At 70.5% G+C, this 21,887-nt stretch carries 21 protein-coding genes; 12 read left to right on the top strand and 9 right to left on the bottom strand.

The window, feature by feature from the left end:
- Positions 1-67 precede the first annotated feature (67 nt).
- The 8 genes from gap to ACIQAK_RS00625 all read left to right on the top strand — a co-directional run bounded on the left by gap (position 68) and on the right by ACIQAK_RS00625 (position 7,980).
- Complete coding sequence (gap, locus tag ACIQAK_RS00660) at positions 68-1,078, top strand: type I glyceraldehyde-3-phosphate dehydrogenase (RefSeq protein ID WP_366388465.1); 1,011 nt, start codon at positions 68-70, stop codon at positions 1,076-1,078.
- A gap of 113 nt (positions 1,079-1,191) precedes the next feature.
- Complete coding sequence (locus ACIQAK_RS00655) at positions 1,192-2,403, top strand: phosphoglycerate kinase (RefSeq protein WP_366388466.1); 1,212 nt, start codon at positions 1,192-1,194, stop codon at positions 2,401-2,403.
- Positions 2,404-2,409: 6 nt separating this feature from the next.
- Complete coding sequence (gene tpiA / locus ACIQAK_RS00650; RefSeq protein WP_366388467.1) at positions 2,410-3,186, top strand: triose-phosphate isomerase; 777 nt, start codon at positions 2,410-2,412, stop codon at positions 3,184-3,186.
- Positions 3,187-3,306: 120 nt separating this feature from the next.
- Positions 3,307-3,537 carry a preprotein translocase subunit SecG gene (gene secG / locus ACIQAK_RS00645; RefSeq protein WP_018512146.1) on the top strand — a complete coding sequence of 77 codons (231 nt, stop codon included), beginning with the start codon at positions 3,307-3,309 and terminating at the stop codon, positions 3,535-3,537.
- Positions 3,538-3,644: 107 nt separating this feature from the next.
- Entirely contained in the window at positions 3,645-3,980 is a 336-nt protein-coding gene (locus ACIQAK_RS00640; RefSeq protein ID WP_073880172.1) for an RNA polymerase-binding protein RbpA, read from the top strand.
- A 187-nt stretch (positions 3,981-4,167) separates the two neighbouring features.
- Entirely contained in the window at positions 4,168-5,820 is a 1,653-nt protein-coding gene (pgi, locus tag ACIQAK_RS00635) for a glucose-6-phosphate isomerase (protein WP_366388468.1), read from the top strand.
- Between the two features lie 4 nt (positions 5,821-5,824).
- The gene (locus ACIQAK_RS00630) at positions 5,825-6,334 is read left to right on the top strand and encodes a PH domain-containing protein (protein ID WP_366388469.1); all 510 of its coding nucleotides are present in this window, start codon (positions 5,825-5,827) and stop codon (positions 6,332-6,334) included.
- A 119-nt stretch (positions 6,335-6,453) separates the two neighbouring features.
- Entirely contained in the window at positions 6,454-7,980 is a 1,527-nt protein-coding gene (locus ACIQAK_RS00625) for a PH domain-containing protein (RefSeq protein WP_366388470.1), read from the top strand.
- A gap of 6 nt (positions 7,981-7,986) precedes the next feature.
- Here the strand turns inward: ACIQAK_RS00625 and ACIQAK_RS00620 are convergent, their stop codons facing one another.
- The 6 genes from ACIQAK_RS00620 to tkt form a co-directional block, all read right to left on the bottom strand.
- Positions 7,987-8,349 (bottom strand): VOC family protein, encoded by a 363-nt coding sequence (locus ACIQAK_RS00620; protein WP_366388471.1) that lies wholly within the window; start codon positions 8,347-8,349, stop codon positions 7,987-7,989.
- A 70-nt stretch (positions 8,350-8,419) separates the two neighbouring features.
- On the bottom strand, positions 8,420-9,202 hold the full coding sequence (gene pgl, locus ACIQAK_RS00615) for a 6-phosphogluconolactonase (protein ID WP_366388472.1): 783 nt from the start codon (positions 9,200-9,202) through the stop codon (positions 8,420-8,422).
- Positions 9,199-10,230 (bottom strand): glucose-6-phosphate dehydrogenase assembly protein OpcA, encoded by a 1,032-nt coding sequence (opcA, locus tag ACIQAK_RS00610; protein WP_366388473.1) that lies wholly within the window; start codon positions 10,228-10,230, stop codon positions 9,199-9,201. Before opcA ends, pgl begins: the two co-directional genes overlap by 4 nt.
- Positions 10,227-11,759: a glucose-6-phosphate dehydrogenase gene (zwf, locus tag ACIQAK_RS00605; RefSeq protein ID WP_366388474.1), complete on the bottom strand. Its 1,533-nt coding sequence runs from the start codon at positions 11,757-11,759 to the stop codon at positions 10,227-10,229. The genes opcA and zwf overlap by 4 nt, the downstream gene beginning before the upstream one ends.
- A 4-nt stretch (positions 11,760-11,763) precedes the next feature.
- Entirely contained in the window at positions 11,764-12,882 is a 1,119-nt protein-coding gene (gene tal, locus ACIQAK_RS00600) for a transaldolase (RefSeq protein WP_366388475.1), read from the bottom strand.
- Positions 12,883-12,915: 33 nt separating this feature from the next.
- Positions 12,916-15,018, bottom strand: a complete 2,103-nt coding sequence (gene tkt / locus ACIQAK_RS00595) for a transketolase (RefSeq protein ID WP_366388476.1) — start codon at positions 15,016-15,018, stop codon at positions 12,916-12,918.
- Between the two features lie 287 nt (positions 15,019-15,305).
- On the opposite strand from tkt, the gene ACIQAK_RS00590 reads away from it, so the two are divergent.
- Both ACIQAK_RS00590 and ACIQAK_RS00585 read left to right on the top strand, forming a co-directional pair.
- Positions 15,306-16,259, top strand: a complete 954-nt coding sequence (locus ACIQAK_RS00590) for a heme o synthase (RefSeq protein WP_366388477.1) — start codon at positions 15,306-15,308, stop codon at positions 16,257-16,259.
- Positions 16,260-16,344: 85 nt separating this feature from the next.
- Positions 16,345-16,722, top strand: coding sequence for a hypothetical protein (locus ACIQAK_RS00585; RefSeq protein ID WP_366388478.1), 378 nt, complete (start codon positions 16,345-16,347; stop codon positions 16,720-16,722).
- Between the two features lie 58 nt (positions 16,723-16,780).
- On the opposite strand, the gene ACIQAK_RS00580 is transcribed toward ACIQAK_RS00585, so the two are convergent.
- From ACIQAK_RS00580 to ACIQAK_RS00570, 3 genes are all read right to left on the bottom strand, one after another.
- Positions 16,781-17,767, bottom strand: a complete 987-nt coding sequence (locus ACIQAK_RS00580; RefSeq protein ID WP_366388479.1) for a COX15/CtaA family protein — start codon at positions 17,765-17,767, stop codon at positions 16,781-16,783.
- 78 nt (positions 17,768-17,845) lie between these two features.
- Entirely contained in the window at positions 17,846-18,613 is a 768-nt protein-coding gene (locus tag ACIQAK_RS00575) for an ABC transporter permease (protein ID WP_366388480.1), read from the bottom strand.
- Positions 18,610-19,536, bottom strand: a complete 927-nt coding sequence (locus ACIQAK_RS00570) for an ABC transporter ATP-binding protein (protein ID WP_366388481.1) — start codon at positions 19,534-19,536, stop codon at positions 18,610-18,612. Before ACIQAK_RS00570 ends, ACIQAK_RS00575 begins: the two co-directional genes overlap by 4 nt.
- 136 nt (positions 19,537-19,672) lie before the next feature.
- Between ACIQAK_RS00570 and ACIQAK_RS00565 the strand changes: the two genes are divergently transcribed.
- Both ACIQAK_RS00565 and sufB read left to right on the top strand, forming a co-directional pair.
- A complete protein-coding gene (locus ACIQAK_RS00565) occupies positions 19,673-20,416 on the top strand; it encodes a metalloregulator ArsR/SmtB family transcription factor (RefSeq protein WP_366388482.1) in 744 nt (247 codons plus the stop codon).
- The gene (sufB, locus tag ACIQAK_RS00560; protein WP_366388483.1) at positions 20,413-21,834 is read left to right on the top strand and encodes a Fe-S cluster assembly protein SufB; all 1,422 of its coding nucleotides are present in this window, start codon (positions 20,413-20,415) and stop codon (positions 21,832-21,834) included. Before ACIQAK_RS00565 ends, sufB begins: the two co-directional genes overlap by 4 nt.
- Positions 21,835-21,887: the final 53 nt, after the last annotated feature.

Here is a 21,887-nt window from a genome sequence, read left to right as displayed (position 1 = left end):
GTCGGGGACATCCCTATACAACTCGCCGGCGTCGAAAACCGGCGTACCTAACGAGGAGATCGGTTTCGTGACGATCCGCGTAGGCATCAACGGCTTTGGCCGCATCGGTCGCAACTACTTCCGCGCGCTGCTGGAGCAGGGTGCGGACATCGAGATCGTGGCTGTCAACGACCTGGGTGACACTGCGACCACGGCCCACCTGCTGAAGTACGACACCATTCTGGGTCGTCTCAAGGCAGAGGTCAGCCACACCGCCGACACCATCACCGTCGACGGGCACACCATCAAGGTGCTCTCCGAGCGCGACCCGGCCGACATCCCCTGGGGTGAGCTGGGCGTCGACATCGTCATCGAGTCGACCGGTATCTTCACCAAGAAGGCCGACGCGGAGAAGCACATCACCGGTGGTGCCAAGAAGGTCCTCATCTCGGCTCCGGCCAAGGACGAGGACATCACCATCGTGATGGGCGTCAACCAGGACAAGTACGACGCGACCAACCACCACGTCATCTCCAACGCCTCCTGCACCACCAACTGTGTGGCGCCGATGGCCAAGGTGCTCGACGAGAACTTCGGCATCGTCAAGGGACTGATGACGACGGTCCACGCGTACACCAACGACCAGCGCATCCTGGACTTCCCGCACTCGGACCTGCGCCGCGCCCGCGCCGCCGCCGAGAACATCATCCCGACCACGACCGGTGCCGCCAAGGCCACCGCCCTGGTCCTCCCGCAGCTCAAGGGCAAGCTCGACGGCATCGCCATGCGTGTCCCGGTCCCGACCGGTTCCGCCACCGACCTCGTCGTCACCCTGGACCGTGAGGTCACCAAGGACGAGGTCAACGCCGCGTTCAAGAAGGCCGCCGACGACGGCGACCTCAAGGGCTTCCTGACGTACACCGAGGACCCGATCGTCTCCTCGGACATCGTCGGCGACCCGTCGTCCTGCACCTTCGACTCCTCCCTGACCATGGTCCAGGAGGGGAACTCGGTGAAGATCCTCGGCTGGTACGACAACGAGTGGGGCTACTCCAACCGCCTCGTCGACCTCACGGTCTTCGTCGGCGACCAGCTCTGACCGTCGGGTCGGCAGGCACAACGATGTGAGTGAAGGGGCTCGGCCGGCGCAACGAAGCGCCGGCCGAGCCCCTTAGCATGCTCATCGGTCCTCCCAAGGAGTAAACGGAACAGATGAAGACGATCGACGAACTTCTCACCGAAGGGGTCGCCGGCAGGCGGGTATTCGTCCGCGCCGACCTCAACGTGCCGCTCGACGGCACCACCATCACCGACGACGGCCGTATCCGCGCCGTCGTCCCGACGGTCGCCAAGCTCGCCGACGCCGGCGCGCGCGTCGTCGTCGCCTCGCACCTGGGCCGTCCCAAGGGTGCCCCGGACCCGGCGTTCTCGCTGGCGCCCGCCGCCGCACGCCTCGGTGAACTCCTCGGTGCCGACGTCGCCTTCGCGACCGACACCGTCGGCGACTCCGCCCGCTCGACCGTCGCGGCCCTCACCGACGGCCAGGTCGCCGTCGTGGAGAACCTCCGCTTCAACGCCGGTGAGACGGCCAAGGACGACGCCGAGCGCGGCGCCTTCGCCGACCAGCTCGCCGAGCTCGCGGACGTGTACGTGGGCGACGGCTTCGGTGCCGTACACCGCAAGCACGCCTCGGTCTTCGACCTCCCGGCCCGGCTGCCGCACTACGCGGGCTACCTCATCGCCACCGAGGTCGGTGTGCTGAAGAAGCTCACCACCGACGTCAAGCGCCCGTACGCCGTCGTCCTCGGCGGAGCCAAGGTCTCCGACAAGCTCGGCGTGATCGACCACCTGCTGGAGAAGGCCGACCGCATCCTGATCGGCGGCGGCATGGCGTACACCTTCCTCAAGGCCCAGGGCCACGAGGTCGGCAGCTCGCTGCTCCAGGAGGACCAGATCCCCGCCGTCCAGGAGTACCTGCGGCGTGCGCAGGACAAGGGCGTGGAGTTCGTCCTGCCGGTCGACGTCGTCGTCGCCCCCGCCTTCCCCGACCTGAAGACCAAGGCCCCGGCCCACCCCACCACCGTCGCCGCCGACGCCATCCCGGCCGGCCAGATGGGTCTGGACAACGGACCGGAGACGAACAAGCTCTACGCATCGAAGCTCGCCGACGCGGCCACCGTCTTCTGGAACGGCCCGATGGGCGTCTTCGAGCACCCCGAGTTCGCCGACGGCACCCGCGCGGTCGCCCAGGCGCTCGTCGACTCCCCGGCCTTCAGCGTCGTCGGCGGTGGCGACTCCGCCGCGGCCGTTCGCATCCTGGGCTTCGACGAGAATGCTTTCGGACATATTTCGACCGGTGGCGGCGCCAGCCTCGAATACCTCGAGGGCAAGACGCTTCCCGGCCTCGCCGCACTGGAGGACTGACCCTCAATGACCACCCGCACCCCGCTGATGGCGGGCAACTGGAAGATGAACCTCAACCACCTGGAGGCCATCGCCCACGTCCAGAAGCTCTCCTTCGCCCTGGCCGACAAGGACTACGACGCCGTCGAGGTCGCCGTCCTGCCGCCCTTCACCGACCTGCGCTCCGTGCAGACCCTGGTGGACGGCGACAAGCTGAAGATCAAGTACGGCGCCCAGGACATCTCGGCGCACGACTCCGGCGCGTACACCGGTGAGATCTCCGGCGCGATGCTCGCCAAGCTGCGCTGCACGTACGTGGCCGTCGGCCACAGCGAGCGCCGCCAGTACCACGGCGAGAGCGACGAGATCTGCAACGCCAAGGTGAAGGCCGCCTACCAGCACGGCCTGACCCCGATCCTCTGCGTCGGCGAGGGACTGGACATCCGCAAGGCCGGTGACCAGGTCTCCTACACGCTCGCGCAGCTCGACGGCGCCCTGAGGGACCTCCCGGCCGAGCAGGCCGAGTCCATCGTCATCGCCTACGAGCCGGTCTGGGCGATCGGGACCGGCGAGGTCGCCACCCCCGAGGACGCCCAGGAGGTCTGCGGTGCGATCCGCCGCCGGCTGGCCGAGCTGTACTCGCCGGAGCTGGCCGACGCCGTCCGCATCCAGTACGGCGGCTCGGTGAAGTCCGGCAACGTGGCGGCCATCATGGCGCAGCCCGACGTGGACGGCGCCCTCATCGGAGGCGCCGCGCTGGACGCCGACGAGTTCGTCAAGATCGTCCGCTTCCGCGACCAGTGAGTATGCGGTAGCGCGGATCCGTCGTACCCTTGCGGGGGCCGAGGGGGTTGTCACCCTCCGGCCCCCGCTGTACGTACAGGCAGTAGTCGAGAATTCTGAAAGTAGGGACCAGCCGTGGTTATGGCGTTCCAGATCGCTCTGATCGTCTTCAGCCTGCTGCTGATGCTGCTGGTGCTCATGCACAAGGGCAAGGGCGGCGGCCTCTCCGACATGTTCGGTGGCGGGATGCAGTCGTCCGTCGGCGGTTCCTCCGTCGCCGAACGTAACCTCGACCGCATCACCGTCGTGGTCGGTCTGGTCTGGTTCGCATGCGTCGTCGTCCTCGGTCTGCTCGTCAAGCTGGGCGACTGACCGGCGTCCGCGATTCCCGTGAGGGTGTAACTCCTTTCACTGGACGCGCGTTGGGCCTTACGTAGACTGGGGCATCCTCGAGCACCATCACGCAGGGAGTTACGACCGTGGCAAGTGGCAACGCGATCCGGGGGAGCCGGGTCGGAGCGGGGCCGATGGGTGAGGCCGAGCGGGGCGAGTCCGCGCCACGCCTGCGCATCTCCTTCTGGTGCTCGAACGGGCACGAGACGCAGCCGAGCTTCGCCCATGACGCGCAGGTGCCGGACACCTGGGACTGCCCGCGCTGCGGCTTCCCGGCCGGCCAGGACCGGGACAGCCCGCCGGACCCGCCCCGTACCGAGCCGTACAAGACGCACCTCGCATACGTACGCGAACGGCGCAGCGACGAGGACGGCGAGGCCATCCTCGCCGAGGCACTCGCCAAGCTCCGCGGCGAGATCTAGCACCGCCGCGGTCCGTACAGCGCCACGGACCACCCCAGTCGTTCACCGGCCGGACACCCAACGGGAGTCCGGCCGGACCGCTTTGCCTCCTCCCGGCCCGCGCACCCGCCACCTGCCTCCTCGATCAATTAGGTTGGAGGGGCAGCGGGGAAGCTGAGTGACGAGAAGAAGTGGGCTGATATCCGGGATGAACGCAGCAAGCCGAACCAAGCTCAACCAGACCCCCGAGTGGACGGCTCTCGCCAAGCACCGTGAGGAGTTCGGCGCCACCCAGCTGCGCGAGCTCTTCGCGCGGCAGCCGGACCGGGGCAGCGCCTGCACCCTCAGGGTCGGCGATCTCCACCTCGACTACTCCAAGCACCTGGTCACCGACGAGACGCTGCGCCTGCTGCGCGAACTCGCCGCCGCGACCGGGGTCGCCGAGCTGCGGGACGCGATGTTCCGCGGCGAGAAGATCAACACCACCGAGGACCGGGCCGTCCTGCACACCGCGCTGCGCGCGCCGCGCGACGCGGTGATCGAGGTCGACGGCGAGAACGTCGTGCCCGCCGTGCACGCCGTCCTGGACAAGATGGCCGCCTTCGCGGAGAAGGTCAGGTCGGGGGAGTGGACCGGGCACACCGGCCGCCCCATCAAGAACATCGTCAACATCGGCATCGGCGGCTCCGACCTCGGCCCCGCCATGGCGTACGAGGTGCTGCGCTCCTTCACGGACCGCTCGCTCACCGTCCGGTTCGTCTCCAACGTCGACGGCGCCGACCTCCATGAGGCGGTCCGCGACCTGGACCCCGCCGAGACGCTGTTCATCGTCGCCTCGAAGACGTTCACCACGATCGAGACGATCACCAACGCCACCTCCGCCCGCGACTGGCTCCTCACCGAGCTGCGGGCCGGTCAGGATGCCGTCGCCCAGCACTTCGTGGCGCTGTCGACCAACGCGGAGAAGGTCGACGAGTTCGGCATCGACACGGCCAACATGTTCGAGTTCTGGGACTGGGTCGGCGGCCGCTACTCCTACGACTCCGCGATCGGCCTCTCGCTGATGATCGCCATCGGCCCGGACCGGTTCCGCGAGATGCTGGACGGCTTCCACCTCGTCGACGAGCACTTCCGCACCGCCCCCGCCGAGGAGAACGCCCCGCTCCTGCTCGGCCTGCTCGGCGTCTGGTACGGCAACTTCTTCGACGCCCAGTCGCACGCGGTGCTGCCCTACAGCCACTACCTGTCCAAGTTCACCGCCTACCTCCAGCAGCTCGACATGGAGTCCAACGGCAAGTCCGTCGACCGCGAGGGCGACCCCGTCCAGTGGCAGACCGGACCGGTCGTCTGGGGGACCCCCGGCACCAACGGGCAGCACGCGTACTACCAGTTGATCCACCAGGGCACCAAGCTGATCCCGGCGGACTTCATCGGTTTCGCCGCCCCGGTCCACGACCTGCTGCCCGGCCTGATCGCCCAGCACGACCTGCTGATGGCCAACTTCTTCGCCCAGACCCAGGCGCTCGCCTTCGGCAGGACGCCCGACGAGGTCCGCGCGGAGGGCGTGCCCGAGGAGCTCGTCGCGCACAAGACGTTCCGGGGCAACCACCCGACGACCACGATCCTCGCCGACAAGCTGACCCCCTCGGTCCTCGGCCAGCTCATCGCGCTCTACGAGCACAAGGTCTTCGTCCAGGGCGCCGTCTGGAACATCGACTCCTTCGACCAGTGGGGCGTCGAACTCGGCAAGGTCCTGGCCAAGAAGATCGAGCCCGTCCTGACCGGTGAGACCGGCACCGGGGAGCTCGACAGCTCCACCGCGGCCCTCGTCACCGCCTACCGCACGCTGCGGGGACGCTGAGCCCATGCCACCGGGGGAGGGGACGGCGGGGATACGGCTGCGGCCGCCGCGCAACACGCTGAACGAGCGGGCCGTGGGCTGGTGGCGGGTCCAGTGGCTGCTGATGACCGCGCTGCCCGTCGTCCCGCTCGCCGTGCTGGGCGCGCTGATCGAGCCCGCCCGCTTCTGGCTGCTGCTGCCCGCCGCGGTGCTCGCCGCGGCGGGCGTGGCGGCCGCCTTCCTCCTCCCCCTGTGGTGGTTCCGCGTCCACCGCTGGGAGGTCACCGAGGACGCGGTGTACGTGCGCACCGGGTCCTTCCGGCAGGAGTGGCGGATCGCGCCGATGTCCCGGATCCAGACCGTGGACACCGTGCGCGGCCCGCTGGAGCAGCTCTACCGGCTCGCCACCGTCACGGTCACCACCGCCTCCGCCAAGGGAGCGGTGCGGATCGAGGGGCTGGACCACGAGGTCGCCGCCGAACTGGCCGAACGGCTCACCCTCATCACCCGCGACACCCCCGGCGACGCCACATGAGCACCCCGCGCCTCCCGTACCCCCCTGGCGAAGCCATATGAGCACCCCGCGCCTCCCGTACCCCCCTGGCGACGCCACATGAGCACCCCGCGCCTCCCGTACCCCCCTGGCGACGCCACATGAGCACCCCGCGCCTCCCGTACTCCCCCGAGGACGACTGGCGCCGCCTGGACCCCCGTACGGTCTGGGTCACCGTCCTCGTCGTGGCGGGCGTCGTCGCGGGCGCGGCCCTGCCCGCCACCCTCGGCCTCTCCGGCCGGCTCGGGCTCCTAGGCGCGGTGCTCGCGGTGGCCGGCGCCGGCGTCCTGGTCATCGGGGCGGCGGCGGGCGCCGACCGGGTCCGCTGGCACCGCACCCGCTACCGCGTCGGCGAGGAGCGCGTCGACCTGCGCACCGGCCTCCTCCTCGTCAAGCGCCGCTCCCTGGCCCGCGGCCGCATCCGCACCGTCGACCTCACCGCCAACCCGCTGCTGCGCCTCCTCGGCCTGGTCACCGTCAGGATCGGCACCGGCGAACAGGGCGGCGACTCCACCCTGGAGCTGGATCCGGTCACCCGCGCCGAGGGCGAACGGCTCCGCCGCCTCTTGCTGGAACGCACCGCCACCCCACCGACCGGCCTCCACCACGACGGCGAACTGGCCACGCTCGACCTCCGCTGGATCCGCTACGCCCCCTTCTCCTTCGGCGCCCCCGTGCTCGGCGGGGCCGCCGCCGGGGCCGTGATGCAGGTCAGCGACTGGGCCGGGGTCCAGGCTGAGGTCATCGCGTGGATCGGCGACCGGTTCCGGGACACCACGCTGCTCCGGATGATCGTCATCCTGGTCCTTGCCGCCCTGCTCGCGGGCGTCGTCGGGGCGCTCGGCCTCTGGATCGAGATGTGGTGGAACTACCGCCTGGAGCGCGAGCCCGGCGGCACCGTACGGGTCCGGCGCGGGCTGTTCACCTCCCGGTCGATCTCCGTCGAGGAGGCCCGGCTGCGCGGTGTGGACCTCGTCGAACCCCTCGGCGTACGGCTGCTCGGCGCCGCCCGGCTGGACGCCATCACCACCGGGCTCGCCAAGGACGACGAGTCGAAGTACGCCGACCACGACACGGTCCTTCCGGCGGTGCCGCGCCCGCTGGCCGACTCCGTCGCCGCCGCGGTACTCCGGGAGGAGAACACCCCGACCGGCGTCCCGCTGACCCGCCACCCGCGCGCCGCCCGGGGCCTCCGACTGCGCCGGTCGCTGGCCACCGCCCTCGCCCCGGTCCTGATCCTCACCGTCCTCGGGGCGCTCCTCACCCCCGTACTCCTGTGGATCGCGCTCGGCTGCGCGGTGGTGTTCCCGCCGCTCGCGGTGGCGCTCGCGCTGGATGCGTACCGGGCCCTCGGCCACGGGCTGTCCGGCCGCTACCTGGTGACCCGCTCCGGCACCCTGCGCCGCTCCACCGCCGCCCTGGAGCGGGCCGGGGTGATCGGCTGGACAGTCAAGCAGTCGTACTTCCAGCGGCGGGCCGGTCTGGTCAGCATCACGGCCACCACGGCCGCCGGAGGGGGCGCGTACACGGCGTACGACACCGATGCGGCCGAGGGCCTCACCTTCGCCGCCGAGGCCGTCCCCGGGCTGCTGGAACCCTTCCTGGAGCGGTCCGGCGGCACCACCTGAACCCGGTCAGCCGCCGCGCGTGGTGTCGATGACGCAGAAGCGGTTGCCCTCGGTGTCGGCGAGGACCACGAAGTCCGGGTCCGGCGGGTAGAGCTCCCACGCGACCCGCTCGGCGCCAAGGCCGACCAGCCGCTCCACCTCGGCCTCCTGGGCGTCGGAGTAGAGGTCGAGGTGGACCCGGGGGACCTCCTGCACCGGGGAGGAGGAGCGCCCCAGCGCCACCCCGACACCGGGCCCCTCGACCGGGACCAGGACCACCCAGTCGTCCGTCCCCGGCTCGCGCTCGGTGTACGTGAGCGCCGCCTTCCAGAAGGAGGCGGCCCGCGTCACGTCCGACGCGCCCATCACCACGGTTCCGATGTGCACCATGGGGCGAGCCTTTCATGCCGCAGGCCCGGCCCGCTGGGAGAAAAGCGGGCCGGGCCTGCGATCCGTGACTTCAGGCAGAGGCCGGCGGATACAGCGCGCGCGGCAGCTGCGAGGCCGCCGCCGCGTCCAGCAGCCACAGCGTCCGGCTGCGCCCGTACGCGCCCGCCGCCGGAGCCTGGATCTCCCCGGCGCCGGACAGCGCGATGGCCGCGGCCTCCGCCTTGTCCTCGCCGGCCGCCAGCAGCCACACCTCACGCGCCGCGCGGATCGCGGGCAGGGTGAGCGAGACGCGGACCGGCGGCGGCTTGGGGGCCCCGTGCACACCGACGACGGTGCGCTCGGTCTCCCGTACCGCGGGCAGCTCCGGGAAGAGCGAGGCGACATGGGTGTCCGGGCCGACGCCCAGCATCAGCACATCGAACGCCGGCACCCCGCCGTGGTCCTCCGGCCCCGCGGCGGCGGCCAGTTCGGCCGCGTACCCGGCGGCCGCCTCGTCCACGTCCGTGCCGTACGGGCCGTTCGACGCGGGCATCGCGTGCACCCGGGCCGGGTCCAGCTCCACCGCGTCCAGCAGCGCCTCGCGGGCCTGGGTGACGTTCCGCTCGGGGTCGCCCTCGGGCAGGAACCGCTCGTCGCCCCACCACAGGTCCAGCCGCGCCCAGTCGACCGCGTCCCGGGCGGGCGCGGCGGCGAGCGCGGCCAGCAGGCCGTTGCCGTTGCGCCCGCCGGTCAGCACCACCGAGGCGTGGCCCCGGGCGGCCTGGGCGTCCACGATCCTCGTGATCAGCCGGGCCGCCGCGGCCTGCGCCATCAGCTCCTTGTCGCGGTGCACGACCAGCTGAGGAGGCGTCACTTGGCGGCCGCCTTCTTGGCCGGGGCCTTCTTCGCGGCGGGAGCCTGCTGCTCGCCCTCGGCGCTCTTCTTCTCCGCCACGGCCGCGGCCTCGACCTCGCCGCCCGCGTGGAGCTTCGCCACCCCGAACTTCACCGCGGACTCATAGGTGTTGTCCGGGTCCAGCCGACGCAACTCCTCCGCCAGCAGTTCGGCGGTGTCCCGGCGCTTGAGCGCCACCGCGCGGTCCGGCTGGCCGTGCATGGAGAGCGTGGCCAGCGAGCCGTCGGCCCGGTCGAGCACGATGACGCCGTTCTTCGTCTCCATCCGGACGGCGGTCAGACCCGGGCCGCCGGAGTACGTGCGCTCCACCGGGACCCCGAGCCGGTCCGCGAGCCACATGGCGAGCAGTTCGCAGCTCGGGTTGTCGCTCTCGCCCTCGACGGTGGCGCCGATGACCTCCGCGGGCTGCTGGTCCAGCGCCGCGGCCAGCATCGAGCGCCACGGCGTGATCCGGGTCCACGACAGATCGGTGTCGCCGGGGCTGTACGTCGCCGCCCGCACCGCCAGCTCGTCGAGCGGGCGCTCGGCGGAGTAGCCGTCGGTGATCCGGCGCTGGGCGAGCGCGCCCAGGGGGTCCTTCGCCGCGTCGGCGGGCGCGTCGTCGGGCCACCAGACCACCACCGGGGCGTCCGGCAGCAGCAGGGGGAGAACCACCGACTGGGCGTGGTTGGCCAGTTCGCCGTGCAGGCGCAGGACGACGGTCTCGCCGGTGCCCGCGTCGGAACCGACCCGGACCTCGGCGTCGAGCCGGGCGTCGCGCCGGGCGCGCGGCGAGCGGCTGACCCGCTTGATCACCGCGATGATCCGCGAGGGGTGCTCGCGCGAGGCGTCACCGGCCGACTTGAGCGCGTCGTAGGCGTTCTCCTCGTCGGTGACGATGACCAGCGTGAGCACCATGCCGATGGCGGGGGTGCCGATCGCCCGGCGGGCCGAGACCAGCGCCTGGTTGATCTTGCTGGACGTGGTTTCCGTGAGATCGATCTTCATGGCCGCCTCCAGCTCCGTCCGTCACGTGCGAGCATCTCGTCGGCCTCGGCCGGACCCCAGGTGCCGGCCGCGTACTTCGCGGGCTTGCCGTGCTTGTCCCAGTACTCCTCGATCGGGTCGAGGATGGTCCAGGAGAGCTCGACCTCCTGGTGGCGCGGGAAGAGGTTGGCGTCGCCGAGCAGGACGTCGAGCAGCAGCCGCTCGTACGCCTCCGGGCTGGACTCCGTGAAGGACTCGCCGTACGCGAAGTCCATCGTGACGTCCCGGACCTCCATCGAGGTGCCGGGCACCTTGGAGCCGAAGCGGACGGTGACGCCCTCGTCCGGCTGCACCCGGATGACCAGGGCGTTGCCGCCGAGCTCCTCCGTGGCACCGGACTCGAAGGGCAGGTAGGGCGCCCGCTTGAAGACGACCGCGATCTCCGTGACCCGGCGGCCGAGCCGCTTGCCGGTCCGGAGGTAGAACGGCACGCCCGCCCAGCGGCGGTTGTTGATCGTCAGCTTGATCGCCGCGTAGGTGTCGGTCGTCGACTTGGGGTCGATGCCCTCCTCCTCGCAGTAGCCTAGGACCTCCTGGCCGCCCTGCCAGGCGTGCTCGTACTGGGCGCGCACGGTGTGCGAGCCGAGGTCCTCGGGCAGCTCGACGGCGGTGAGCACCTTGAGCTTCTCGGCGACCAGGGCCTTCGGGTGGAAGGAGCCGGGCTCCTCCATCGCGGTGAGCGCCAGCAGCTGGAGCAGGTGGTTCTGGATGACGTCACGGGCGGCGCCGATGCCGTCGTAGTAGCCGGCCCGGCCGCCGATACCGATGTCCTCGGCCATCGTGATCTGCACGTGGTCGACGTAGGACCGGTTCCAGATCGGCTCGAACATCGTGTTGGCGAACCGCAGTGCCAGGATGTTCTGGACCGTCTCCTTGCCCAGGTAGTGGTCGATCCGGAAGACCTCGTTGGGCGGGAAGACGTCGTGCACGAGCTGGTTGAGCTCCTGCGCGCTGGCCAGGTCGTGGCCGAACGGCTTCTCGATGACGGCCCGTCGCCAGGACCCTTCCGTCTGGTCGGCGAGTCCGTGCTTCTTGAGCTGCTGGACGACCTTGGGGAAGAACTTCGGCGGCACGGAGAGGTAGAAGGCGTAGTTGCCTCCGGTGCCCTGCACCTTGTCGAGCTCCTGGATGGTCGCCTTGAGCGTCTCGAACGCCGCGTCGTCGTCGAAGTTGCCCTGGACGAAGCGCATCCCCTGGATGAGCTGCTGCCAGACCTCCTCGCGGAACGGCGTACGGGCGTGCTCCTTGACGGCGTCGTGGACCACCTGGGCGAAGTCCTCGTCCTCCCAGTCGCGGCGCGCGAAGCCGATGAGCGAGAAGCCCGGTGGCAGCAGGCCGCGGTTGGCCAGGTCGTAGACAGCGGGCATCAGCTTTTTACGGGACAAATCGCCCGTGACGCCAAAGATGACCAGGCCCGACGGCCCCGCGATACGCGGGAGCCGTCGGTCCTGTGCGTCACGGAGCGGGTTGGCTCCGGGAACAGCAGACAAGTGGTCAGCCCTCCGAGGGGGCGAGGCGCTGGAGCTCCGCCTCGGTCGACTTGAGCAGGTCGGTCCAGGACGCCTCGAACTTGTCGACGCCCTCGTCCTCCAGCACCTGCACGACGTCGTCGTACGAGATGCCGAGCTTCTTGATCGCGTCCAGGTCGGCGCGCGCCTGGTCGTAACCGCCGGCGACGGTGTTGCCGGTGATCTCGCCGTGGTCGGCCACGGCCTCCAGGGTCGCCTCCGGCATGGTGTTGACCGTGTTGGGGGCCACCAGGTCGTCGACGTACAGGGTGTCCTTGAGCGCCGGGTCCTTGACACCGGTGGAGGCCCACAGCGGACGCTGCTTGTTGGCCCGCGCCTTGTCCAGGGCGGCCCAGCGGTCGCCCGAGAAGGCCTCCTCGTACGCCTCGTAGGCCAGGCGGGCGTTGGCCAGGGCGGACTTGCCCTTGGCGGCCTTCGCCTCGTCGGAGCCGATGGCGTCCAGCCGCTTGTCGATCTCGGTGTCCACGCGGGACACGAAGAAGGACGCCACCGAATGGATCTTGGAGAGGTCCAGGCCCGCGGCCTTCGCCTTCTCCAGGCCCGCCAGGTAGGCGTCCATGACCAGCCGGTAGCGCTCCAGCGAGAAGATCAGCGTCACGTTCACGCTGATGCCCCGGCCGATGGTCTCGGTGATCGCCGGCAGACCGGCCTTGGTCGCCGGGATCTTGATCAGCGTGTTCGGCCGGTCGACCAGCCAGGCCAGCTGCTTGGCCTCGGCGGTGGTGGCCAGCGTGTTGTGCGCCAGGCGCGGGTCGACCTCGATGGAGACCCGGCCGTCCTGGCCGCCGGTGGCGTCGAAGACCGGGCGCAGGATGTCGGCGGCGTCGCGGACGTCCGCCGTCGTGATCATGCGGACGGCTTCCTCGACGGTGACCCGGCGGGCGGCGAGGTCGGTGAGCTGCTGCTCGTAACCGTCGCCCTGCGAGATGGCCTTCTGGAAGATCGACGGGTTGGTGGTGACGCCGACGACATGGCTCTGGTCGATCAGCTCGGCCAGGTTGCCCGAGGTGATCCGCTTGCGCGACAGGTCGTCGAGCCAGATCGCCACGCCCTCGTCGGAGAGGCGCTTGAGTGCGTCTGTCATGAGTTGCATCTCCTACTAGTCGTATATATGGCGTCAGCGTGCTGCGGCGTCGAGAGATTCCCGCGCGGCTGCGGCCACGTTCTCGGCGGTGAAGCCGAACTCGCGGAAGAGGACCTTCGCGTCGGCCGAGGCACCGAAGTGCTCCAGCGAGACGATCCGGCCGGCGTCCCCCACGTACCGGTACCAGGTCAGGCCGATGCCGGCCTCGACGGCGACCCGCGCCTTGACCGACGGCGGGAGCACACTCTCCTTGTACGCCTGGTCCTGCTCTTCAAACCACTCGACCGACGGCATCGAGACCACCCGGGTCGGCACCCCGGCCGCCTGGAGCTGCTCGCGCGCCTCGACGGCGAGGTGGACCTCGGAGCCGGTGGCGATGAGCAGCACCTGCGGCGCCGTGTTCTGTCCGGAGGGCCCTTCGGCCTCGAACAGGACGTAACCGCCCTTGGCCGCGTCCTCGTTCGCCCCGTACGTCGGCACGCCCTGGCGGGTCAGCGCGAGACCGTGCGGGGCGCCCTTGCCGAACACCTTGGTGTAGCGGCGCAGGATCTCGCGCCAGGCGATGGAGGTCTCGTTGGCGTCGGCCGGGCGCACGACGTTCAGGCCCGGGATGGCGCGCAGTGCGGCCAGGTGCTCGACCGGCTGGTGGGTCGGGCCGTCCTCGCCGAGGCCGACGGAGTCGTGCGTCCACACGTACGTCACCGGAAGGTGCATCAGCGCGGAGAGGCGCACGGCGTTGCGCATGTAGTCGGAGAACACCAGGAAGGTGCCGCCGTAGATACGGGTGTTGCCGTGCAGCGCGATGCCGTTCATCGCGGCGGCCATCGCGTGCTCGCGGATGCCGAAGTGGATCGTGCGGCCGTACGGGTCGGCCTCCGGCAGCGGGTTGCCCGCCGGCAGGAACGACGACGTCTTGTCGATGGTGGTGTTGTTCGAGCCGGCGAGGTCGGCGGAGCCGCCCCACAGCTCGGGCACGACCTCGCCCAGCGCCTGGAGCACCTTGCCGGACGCGGCACGGGTGGCCAGGGACTTGCCGGTCTCGAAGACCGGGAGCTTCTCCTCCCAGCCCGCGGGCAGCTCACCCGCGGCGATCCGGTCGAAGTCGGCGGCACGCTCCGGGTCGGCGGTGCGCCACGCGGCGAAGGCCTTGTCCCACTCGGCGCGGGCCTCGCGGCCGCGGTCCAGGGCCTGGCGGGTGTGGCCGATGACCTCGTCGGAGACCTCGAAGGTCTGCTCCGGGTCGAAGCCCAGGACCCGCTTGGTCGCCGCGACCTCGTCGTCGCCGAGCGCCGAGCCGTGGGCCGCCTCGGTGTTCTGGGCGTTCGGGGCGGGCCAGGCGATGATCGAGCGGGCCGCGATGAACGACGGGCGCTCGGTCTCGGCCTTGGCCGCCTGGAGTGCCGCGTACAGACCCGCCGGGTCCAGGTCGCCGCTGGGCAGCTGGTCGACGCGCTGGACGTGCCAGCCGTAGGCCTCGTACCGCTTCAGGGTGTCCTCGGAGACCGCGGTCTCCGTGTCGCCCTCGATGGAGATGTGGTTGTCGTCCCAGAGCAGGACCAGATTGCCCAGCCGCTGGTGGCCGGCCAGCGAGGACGCCTCGGCGGAGATGCCCTCCTGGAGGCAGCCGTCACCGGCGATGACCCAGACCGTGTGGTCGAACGGGGAGGTGCCGGGGGCCGCCTCGGGGTCGAAGAGGCCGCGCTCGTAGCGGGCGGCCATGGCCATGCCCACCGCGTTGGCGACGCCCTGGCCCAGCGGGCCCGTCGTGGTCTCGACACCGGTGGTGTGGCCGTACTCCGGGTGCCCCGGCGTCTTGGAGCCCCAGGTCCGGAACGCCTTCAGGTCCTCCAGCTCCAGGCCGTAGCCGGCGAGGTAGAGCTGGATGTAGAGGGTCAGGCTGGAGTGGCCCGCCGAGAGGACGAACCGGTCGCGGCCGGTCCACTCCGCGTCCGCGGGGTCGTGCCGCATGACTTTCTGGAACAGGGTGTACGCGGCGGGAGCCAGGCTCATGGCCGTGCCCGGGTGGCCGTTTCCGACTTTCTGTACGGCGTCCGCGGCGAGGACGCGGGCGGTGTCCACGGCCCGCTGGTCCACATCGGTCCACTGGAGGTCTGTGGTGGTCGGCTTGATGCTCACCCTGAGTCAGGGCTCCTCTCCACTGTTGTAGGCCGGTGACCGTGAGCGCACCGGGCGTTGTCGAGCCTACCCCCGCCGCGGGGCGCACTTTCCGAGCTTTTTCCAGGGTGCGGGCGACGTGCGCACTTCGCCTCCCGGCGGACCGCCCGCGTACATCGCGCAGTCACCCTCAACACGACCCCACCCCCGCGAAGGACGGTGTATCCCCAACGTCTACAGTGGTCGGGTTCGCGCAAGTCTTCACCGGGCCTCCTCGCCCGGAGCTTGCTGGGATTTCTCTGTCAGGGGTGTGCGTGACGGCCGTCGAGTCCCGACCCGCAGGGGTCGCCTTGACTCCCAGCCCAGGGGGCCATCGCCCGTACGGGGCCCGTGTCAAGGCATTTGTGGCGCTTACCAAGCCACGGATCATCGAGCTGTTGCTCATCACCACCGTTCCGGTGATGTTCCTCGCCGCCCAGGGCGTACCCGACCTGTGGCTCGTGCTCACCACCACCGTCGGGGGATACCTCTCGGCGGGCGGCGCCAACGCGCTGAACATGTACATCGACCGGGACATCGACGCGCTGATGGACCGCACGTCGCAGCGTCCGCTGGTCACCGGCATGGTCAGCCCCCGTGAGTGCCTCGTCTTCGGCATCTCCCTCGCGGTGGTCTCCACGCTCTGGTTCGGCCTGCTCGTCAACTGGCTGTCGGCCGGACTCGCCCTCGGCGCGCTACTCTTCTACGTCGTCGTCTACACGATGCTGCTGAAGCGCCGCACCTCGCAGAACATCATCTGGGGCGGCATCGCCGGCTGCCTGCCGGTGCTCATCGGCTGGTCCTCCGTGACGAACTCCCTCTCCTGGGCCGCCGTCATCCTCTTCGCCGTCATCTTCTTCTGGACGCCGCCGCACTACTGGCCGCTCTCCATGAAGGTGAAGGACGACTACGCCCGGGTCGGCGTCCCGATGCTCCCGGTCGTCGCCTCCAACCAGGTGGTCGCCCGGCAGATCGTGATCTACAGCTGGGTGATGGTCGGCGTCTCGCTGCTGCTCACCCCGCTGGGCTACACCGGCTGGTTCTACCTGTCGGTGGCGCTGCTGGCGGGCGGCTTCTGGCTCTGGGAGGCCCACGGTCTGCAGAGCCGGGCCAAGGCGGGAGTGACCGGCGCCAAGCTGAAGGAGATGCGGCTGTTCCACTGGTCCATCACCTACGTCTCGCTCCTCTTCCTGGCGGTCGCGGTCGACCCCTTCCTGCGCTGATCCCCCCTCGACGGGCGGGTCACGTGGCACAAGCCACGTGACCCGCCCGTCGCCGTTCCCCCTACCCGTCGGTAGCATCCTGTCCATGGCAGAGACGGCAGCAGACGCAGCAGACACCGGGCAGACCTCGCGGACGGACGCCAGGCAGGCGGCCCGCGCGGAGCGCAGGGCGGCGAAGCTGGCCCGGGAGATCGGGGCCTTCGCCAAGGAGCACGGCGGCGCCGAGGGGCAGCTCGCTTACCTCGGCCAGGCGGGCGCCCGTATCGTCCTGGTCGGCCAGGACGGCGCCTGGGGCGACCTGGTGGCCCCGACGTACGCGGTGGCCGAGAGCGCGGCTGAGAAGTCCGGGATCACGATGCACGAGCAGTTCGACGGCGACTTCGCCCTCAAGGTCCGCACGGGTCCCTACGAGTGGTCGCGGATGGCCGGCATCCAGGTCGGCGGGCCTTCCAACGACCGCTGAGCGGGTACGGCGAAGGGGCGGCGGGCACAGGCCCGCCGCCCCTTTCCCGTACGGATTTCTAGACCGCCCGCGCGGCCGCCGGCCGCTGCCGCTCGGCCGACGGGCCGGGCAGCGGGGTCGACTCGCCGTCGCCGCGCTCGCGCATGCTCATCACGAGCCGGATCACGGCGATCCACATGAGGGCCGAGCCGAGCATGTGGACGCCGACCAGGATCTCCGGGACGTCGCTGAAGTACTGCACGTACCCGATCGCGCCCTGGGCGAGCAGCACGACCAGCAGGTCACGGGCGCGGGCCCGGGCATCGGCGGGCGCGTCCACCACCCGCAGAGCCAGCCACATCGCGATGGCCAGCGCGCAGACCACCCACGCGGCGATGGCGTGCACATGGGCGGCGGCCGACCAGTCCCACGGCATGCGCGGTACGTCGCTGCTGTCACCCGCGTGCTTGCCGGAACCGGTCACCGAGGTGCCGAGCACGATGAGGACCACGGTGGTCGCCAGGATCGCCCAGGAGAGCCGGCGCACCGGCAGGGGGGCACGGGGGCGCGCCGGGCCGTCGCCCTCGCCGATCCGCACCCAGGTGCTCACGGTGACCGCGAGCAGCGCGTTGGCGAGCAGGAAGTGCCCGGCCACCGTCCACGGGTTCAGCCCCGCCCAGACGGTGATGCCGCCGAGGACGGCGTTGCCCAGCACGATCCAGAACTGCGACCAGGCCAGCCGGGTCACCTTGCGGCGGCGCGGCTCGGCCGAGCGGGTCGCCACGATCGTCCAGCCGACGGCGGCCGACAGGACGTACGTCAGCATCCGGTTGCCGAACTCGATAGCGCCGTGCAGACCCTGTTCGGGCGTGGCGAACAGGCTGTCGTCGGTGCACTTGGGCCAGGTGTCGCAGCCGAGGCCCGAACCGGTCAGCCGGACGGCACCGCCGGTCACGATGATGAAGACGCTCATCAGCACGGCGGAGAGCGCGGCACGCTTCACCACCCGGGTGGACGGCGTCCAGCGCTTGGCGATGGCAGAGAGGGGGGTTTCCACGCGGACCATCGTAGGACGAGGCTTGTGCATGTTTTCACGAGGGGTGGGTTCGTACCCGCTCGCCCGTGAAGATCCCCGCTGTGGGGGCTACTCCCAGCGGAAGAACTTGGCCGCCGCGCCCAGCCCCAGCACCGCCCACACCGCCAGGATCCCGGCCTGGGCCCACGGCATCGGCGCGCCGTGCTGGAGGACGTCCCGCAGCCCCTGGGAGAGCGCCGAGATGGGCAGCAGTCCCAGCACCGACTGCACCGCGTCCGGGAACTTGTCCAGCGGCACGATGACCCCGCCGCCGACCAGCAGCAGCAGGAAGACCAGGTTGGCGGCGGCGAGTGTCGCCTCCGCCCTCAGCGTCCCGGCCATCAGCAGCCCGAGCCCGGAGAACGCGGCGGTCCCCAGCACCAGGAGCAGCAGGACGGAGAGCGGGTTGCCCTGCGGCGACCAGCCCAGCGCGAAGGCGATCACCGTCAGCAGCAGCACCTGGAGCACCTCGGTGACCAGCACGGACAGGGTCTTCGCCGTCATCAGCGCCCAGTGCGGCAGCGGGGAGGCCCCGAGCCGCTTGAGGACCCCGTAACGGCGCTCGAAGCCGGTGGCGATGGCCTGGCCGGTGAAGGCGGTCGACAGCACGGCGAGGGCGAGGATTCCCGGCGCCAGGAAGTCGACCGACGCGCCCGAGCCGGTGTCCACGACGTCGACCGCGCTGAACAGGACCAGCAGCAGCGCCGGGATGATCACCGTCAGCAGCAGCTGCTCCCCGTTGCGCAGCAGCATCCGGGTCTCCAGCGCGGTCTGCGCGGCGATCATCCGGGGGAGCGGGGCGGCGCCGGGGCGCGGGGTGTACGTACCGGCGCTCATGCGCGCAGCTCCTTGCCGGTCAGTTCGAGGAAGACGTCCTCCAGGGTGTGCCGCTCCACCGAGATGCCCTCGGGCATCACACCGTGCTGGGCGCACCAGGAGGTGACGGTGGCCAGCAGCTGCGGGTCGACGTTCCCGGTGATCCGGTACGTGCCCGGGAGCGGCTCGGCGGCCTCGGAGCCGTCGGGCAGCGCCTTGACGAGCGAGCCGAGGTCGAGCCCCGGGCGGCCGGTGAAGCGCAGGGTGTTCTCCGCGCCGCCCCGGCAGAGCTGTTCCGGGCTGCCCTGGGCGATGACCCGGCCCGCGTCGATGATCGCCACGTCGTCGGCGAGCGCCTCGGCCTCGTCCATGAAGTGGGTGGTGAGCACCACGGTGACCCCGTCGGCGCGCAGCTCGCGCACCAGGTCCCAGGTGGAGCGGCGGGCCTGCGGGTCGAGCCCGGCGGTCGGCTCGTCCAGGAAGACCAGCTCGGGCCGGCCGACGACCGCCAGGGCCAGGGCGAGCCGCTGCTGCTGGCCGCCGGAGAGCCGGCGGTAGGTGGTGCGGCCGCAGGAGCCGAGGCCCAGGCGCTCGATCAGGGCGTCCACGTCCAGCGGGTGGGCGTGGAGCTTGGCCATGTGCCGGAGCATCTCGTCGGCGCGGGCGCCGGAGTAGACGCCGCCGGACTGGAGCATGACCCCGATCCTCGGGCGCAGCCGCTCCGCGTCGGCGACCGGGTCGAGCCCGAGGACGCGTACGGTGCCGGCGTCGGGGCGGCGGTAGCCCTCGCAGGTCTCGATCGTGCTGGTCTTGCCGGCGCCGTTCGGGCCGAGGACGGCCGTCACCGCGCCCGACGCCACGACCAGATCGAGGCCGTCCACCGCGGTCTTCGTGCCGTACCGCTTCACCAGGCCTTCGACCTGTACGACGGGCTCGTTCTCCATGGCGCGTAAGTCTAGGCAGGGGTGGGGACGAACCCTCTCCCGGGGCCAGATTAGGTAACCCTAAGTGACGAACCACACCGTAGATCGTTCCGGACCGTGGTTGTCATGGCCGAATGAATTACGCAACAATGGTGTTGTGAAATACGACGGCGGAGCTCCTCAGGAGGAACTCGCGACCGGTGAGCGCTCGACGCGCAACCGGGTCGCGCGCTCCATCCTGGACCACGGTCCGTCCACGGCGGCCGATCTCGCCAAGCGCGTCGGCCTCACCCAGGCCGCCGTCCGCCGCCACCTGGACGCCCTCGTCTCCGACGATGTCGTCGAAGCCCGTGAGCAGCGGGTCTACGGGGCGCGGACCCGCGGCAGGCCCGCCAAGGTGTTCGCCCTGACGGACTGCGGCCGGGACGCCTTCGACCAGTCCTACGACAAGCTGGCCGCGGACGCCCTGCGCTTCATCGCCGAGTCCGGCGGGGACGAGGCGGTCACCGCCTTCGCCCGTGCCCGGATGGCGGCGACGGGCGAGGCGTACCGCGCCGCGGTCGAGGCCGCGGCGCCCGAAGGACGCACGGAGGCCCTTGCCAGGGCGCTGAGCGCCGACGGGTACGCTGCTACGGCGCGCAGCGCGCCGGGCCCGCAGCAGGGCGAACAGCTGTGCCAGCACCACTGCCCGGTGGCGCACGTCGCCGAGCAGTTCCCACAGCTGTGCGAGGCGGAGACGGAATTCTTCTCCAGCCTCCTCGGGACCCATGTGCAGCGTCTGGCCACCCTCGCCCACGGCGACGGCGTGTGCACGACGTACGTGCCGCGCAGCGGCCACGCAGCACCCCCACAGACCACCCATTCAGCATCTGCAAGCACGGCCGGGAGGAACCCCGCATGACGCTCCCCACGGAGACTGCCCACCCTGAGCTCGAGGGTCTGGGTACGTACGAATTCGGCTGGGCCGACTCCGACGCGGCAGGCGCGGCGGCCAAGCGCGGCCTCTCCGAGGCTGTCGTCCGCGACATCTCGGACAAGAAGAACGAGCCCGAGTGGATGCTGAAGCTGCGGCTCAAGGGCCTCAAGCTCTTCGGCAAGAAGCCCATGCCGAACTGGGGCTCGGACCTGTCGGGCATCGACTTCGACAACATCAAGTACTTCGTGCGGTCCACGGAGAAGCAGGCGGCCTCCTGGGAGGACCTGCCCGAGGACATCAAGAACACCTACGACAAGCTCGGCATCCCCGAGGCGGAGAAGCAGCGCCTCGTCGCCGGTGTCGCCGCGCAGTACGAGTCCGAGGTCGTCTACCACCAGATCAACGAGGAGCTGGAGGCGCAGGGTGTCATCTTCATGGACACCGACACCGCGCTGAAGGAGCACCCGGAGCTCTTCAAGGAGTACTTCGGCACCGTCATCCCCGTCGGTGACAACAAGTTCGCCTCGCTGAACTCGGCCGTGTGGTCCGGCGGCTCGTTCATCTACGTGCCCAAGGGCGTCCACGTCGAGATCCCGCTCCAGGCCTACTTCCGTATCAACACGGAGAACATGGGCCAGTTCGAGCGGACGCTGATCATCGTCGACGAGGACGCCTACGTCCACTACGTCGAGGGCTGTACCGCGCCGATCTACTCCTCGGACTCGCTGCACAGCGCCGTGGTCGAGATCATCGTGAAGAAGGGCGGCCGCTGCCGCTACACGACCATCCAGAACTGGTCGAACAACGTCTACAACCTGGTCACCAAGCGGGCCGTGGCCTACGAGGGCGCGACCATGGAGTGGGTCGACGGCAACATCGGCTCCAAGGTGACCATGAAGTACCCGGCCGTCTACCTGATGGGCGAGCACGCCAAGGGCGAGACGCTCTCCATCGCCTTCGCGGGCGAGGGCCAGCACCAGGACGCCGGCGCCAAGATGGTCCACATGGCGCCGAACACCTCCTCCAACATCGTCTCCAAGTCGGTGGCGCGAGGCGGCGGCCGTACCTCCTACCGCGGTCTGATCGAGATCGGCGAGGGCGCGCCGGGCGCGAAGTCCAACGTGCTCTGCGACGCTCTGCTCGTCGACACGATCTCGCGCTCGGACACCTACCCCTACGTCGACGTCCGCGAGGACGACGTGTCGATGGGCCACGAGGCGACCGTCTCCAAGGTCTCCGAGGACCAGCTCTTCTACCTCATGAGCCGCGGACTCACCGAGTTCGAGGCCATGGCGATGATCGTGCGCGGCTTCGTCGAGCCGATCGCCAAGGAGCTGCCCATGGAGTACGCCCTGGAGCTCAACCGGCTGATCGAGCTGCAGATGGAGGGTTCGGTCGGCTAGGTCCTCGATCCGAGGCCCCCTTGGGGACGGCCGCGCTGCGGCCGTCCCCGCCC

Origin of the sequence: Streptomyces sp. NPDC088706, assembly GCF_044752765.1 — a bacterium.
Lineage (GTDB): Bacteria > Actinomycetota > Actinomycetes > Streptomycetales > Streptomycetaceae > Streptomyces.
This window is presented reverse-complemented; position numbering and strand designations above follow the sequence as displayed.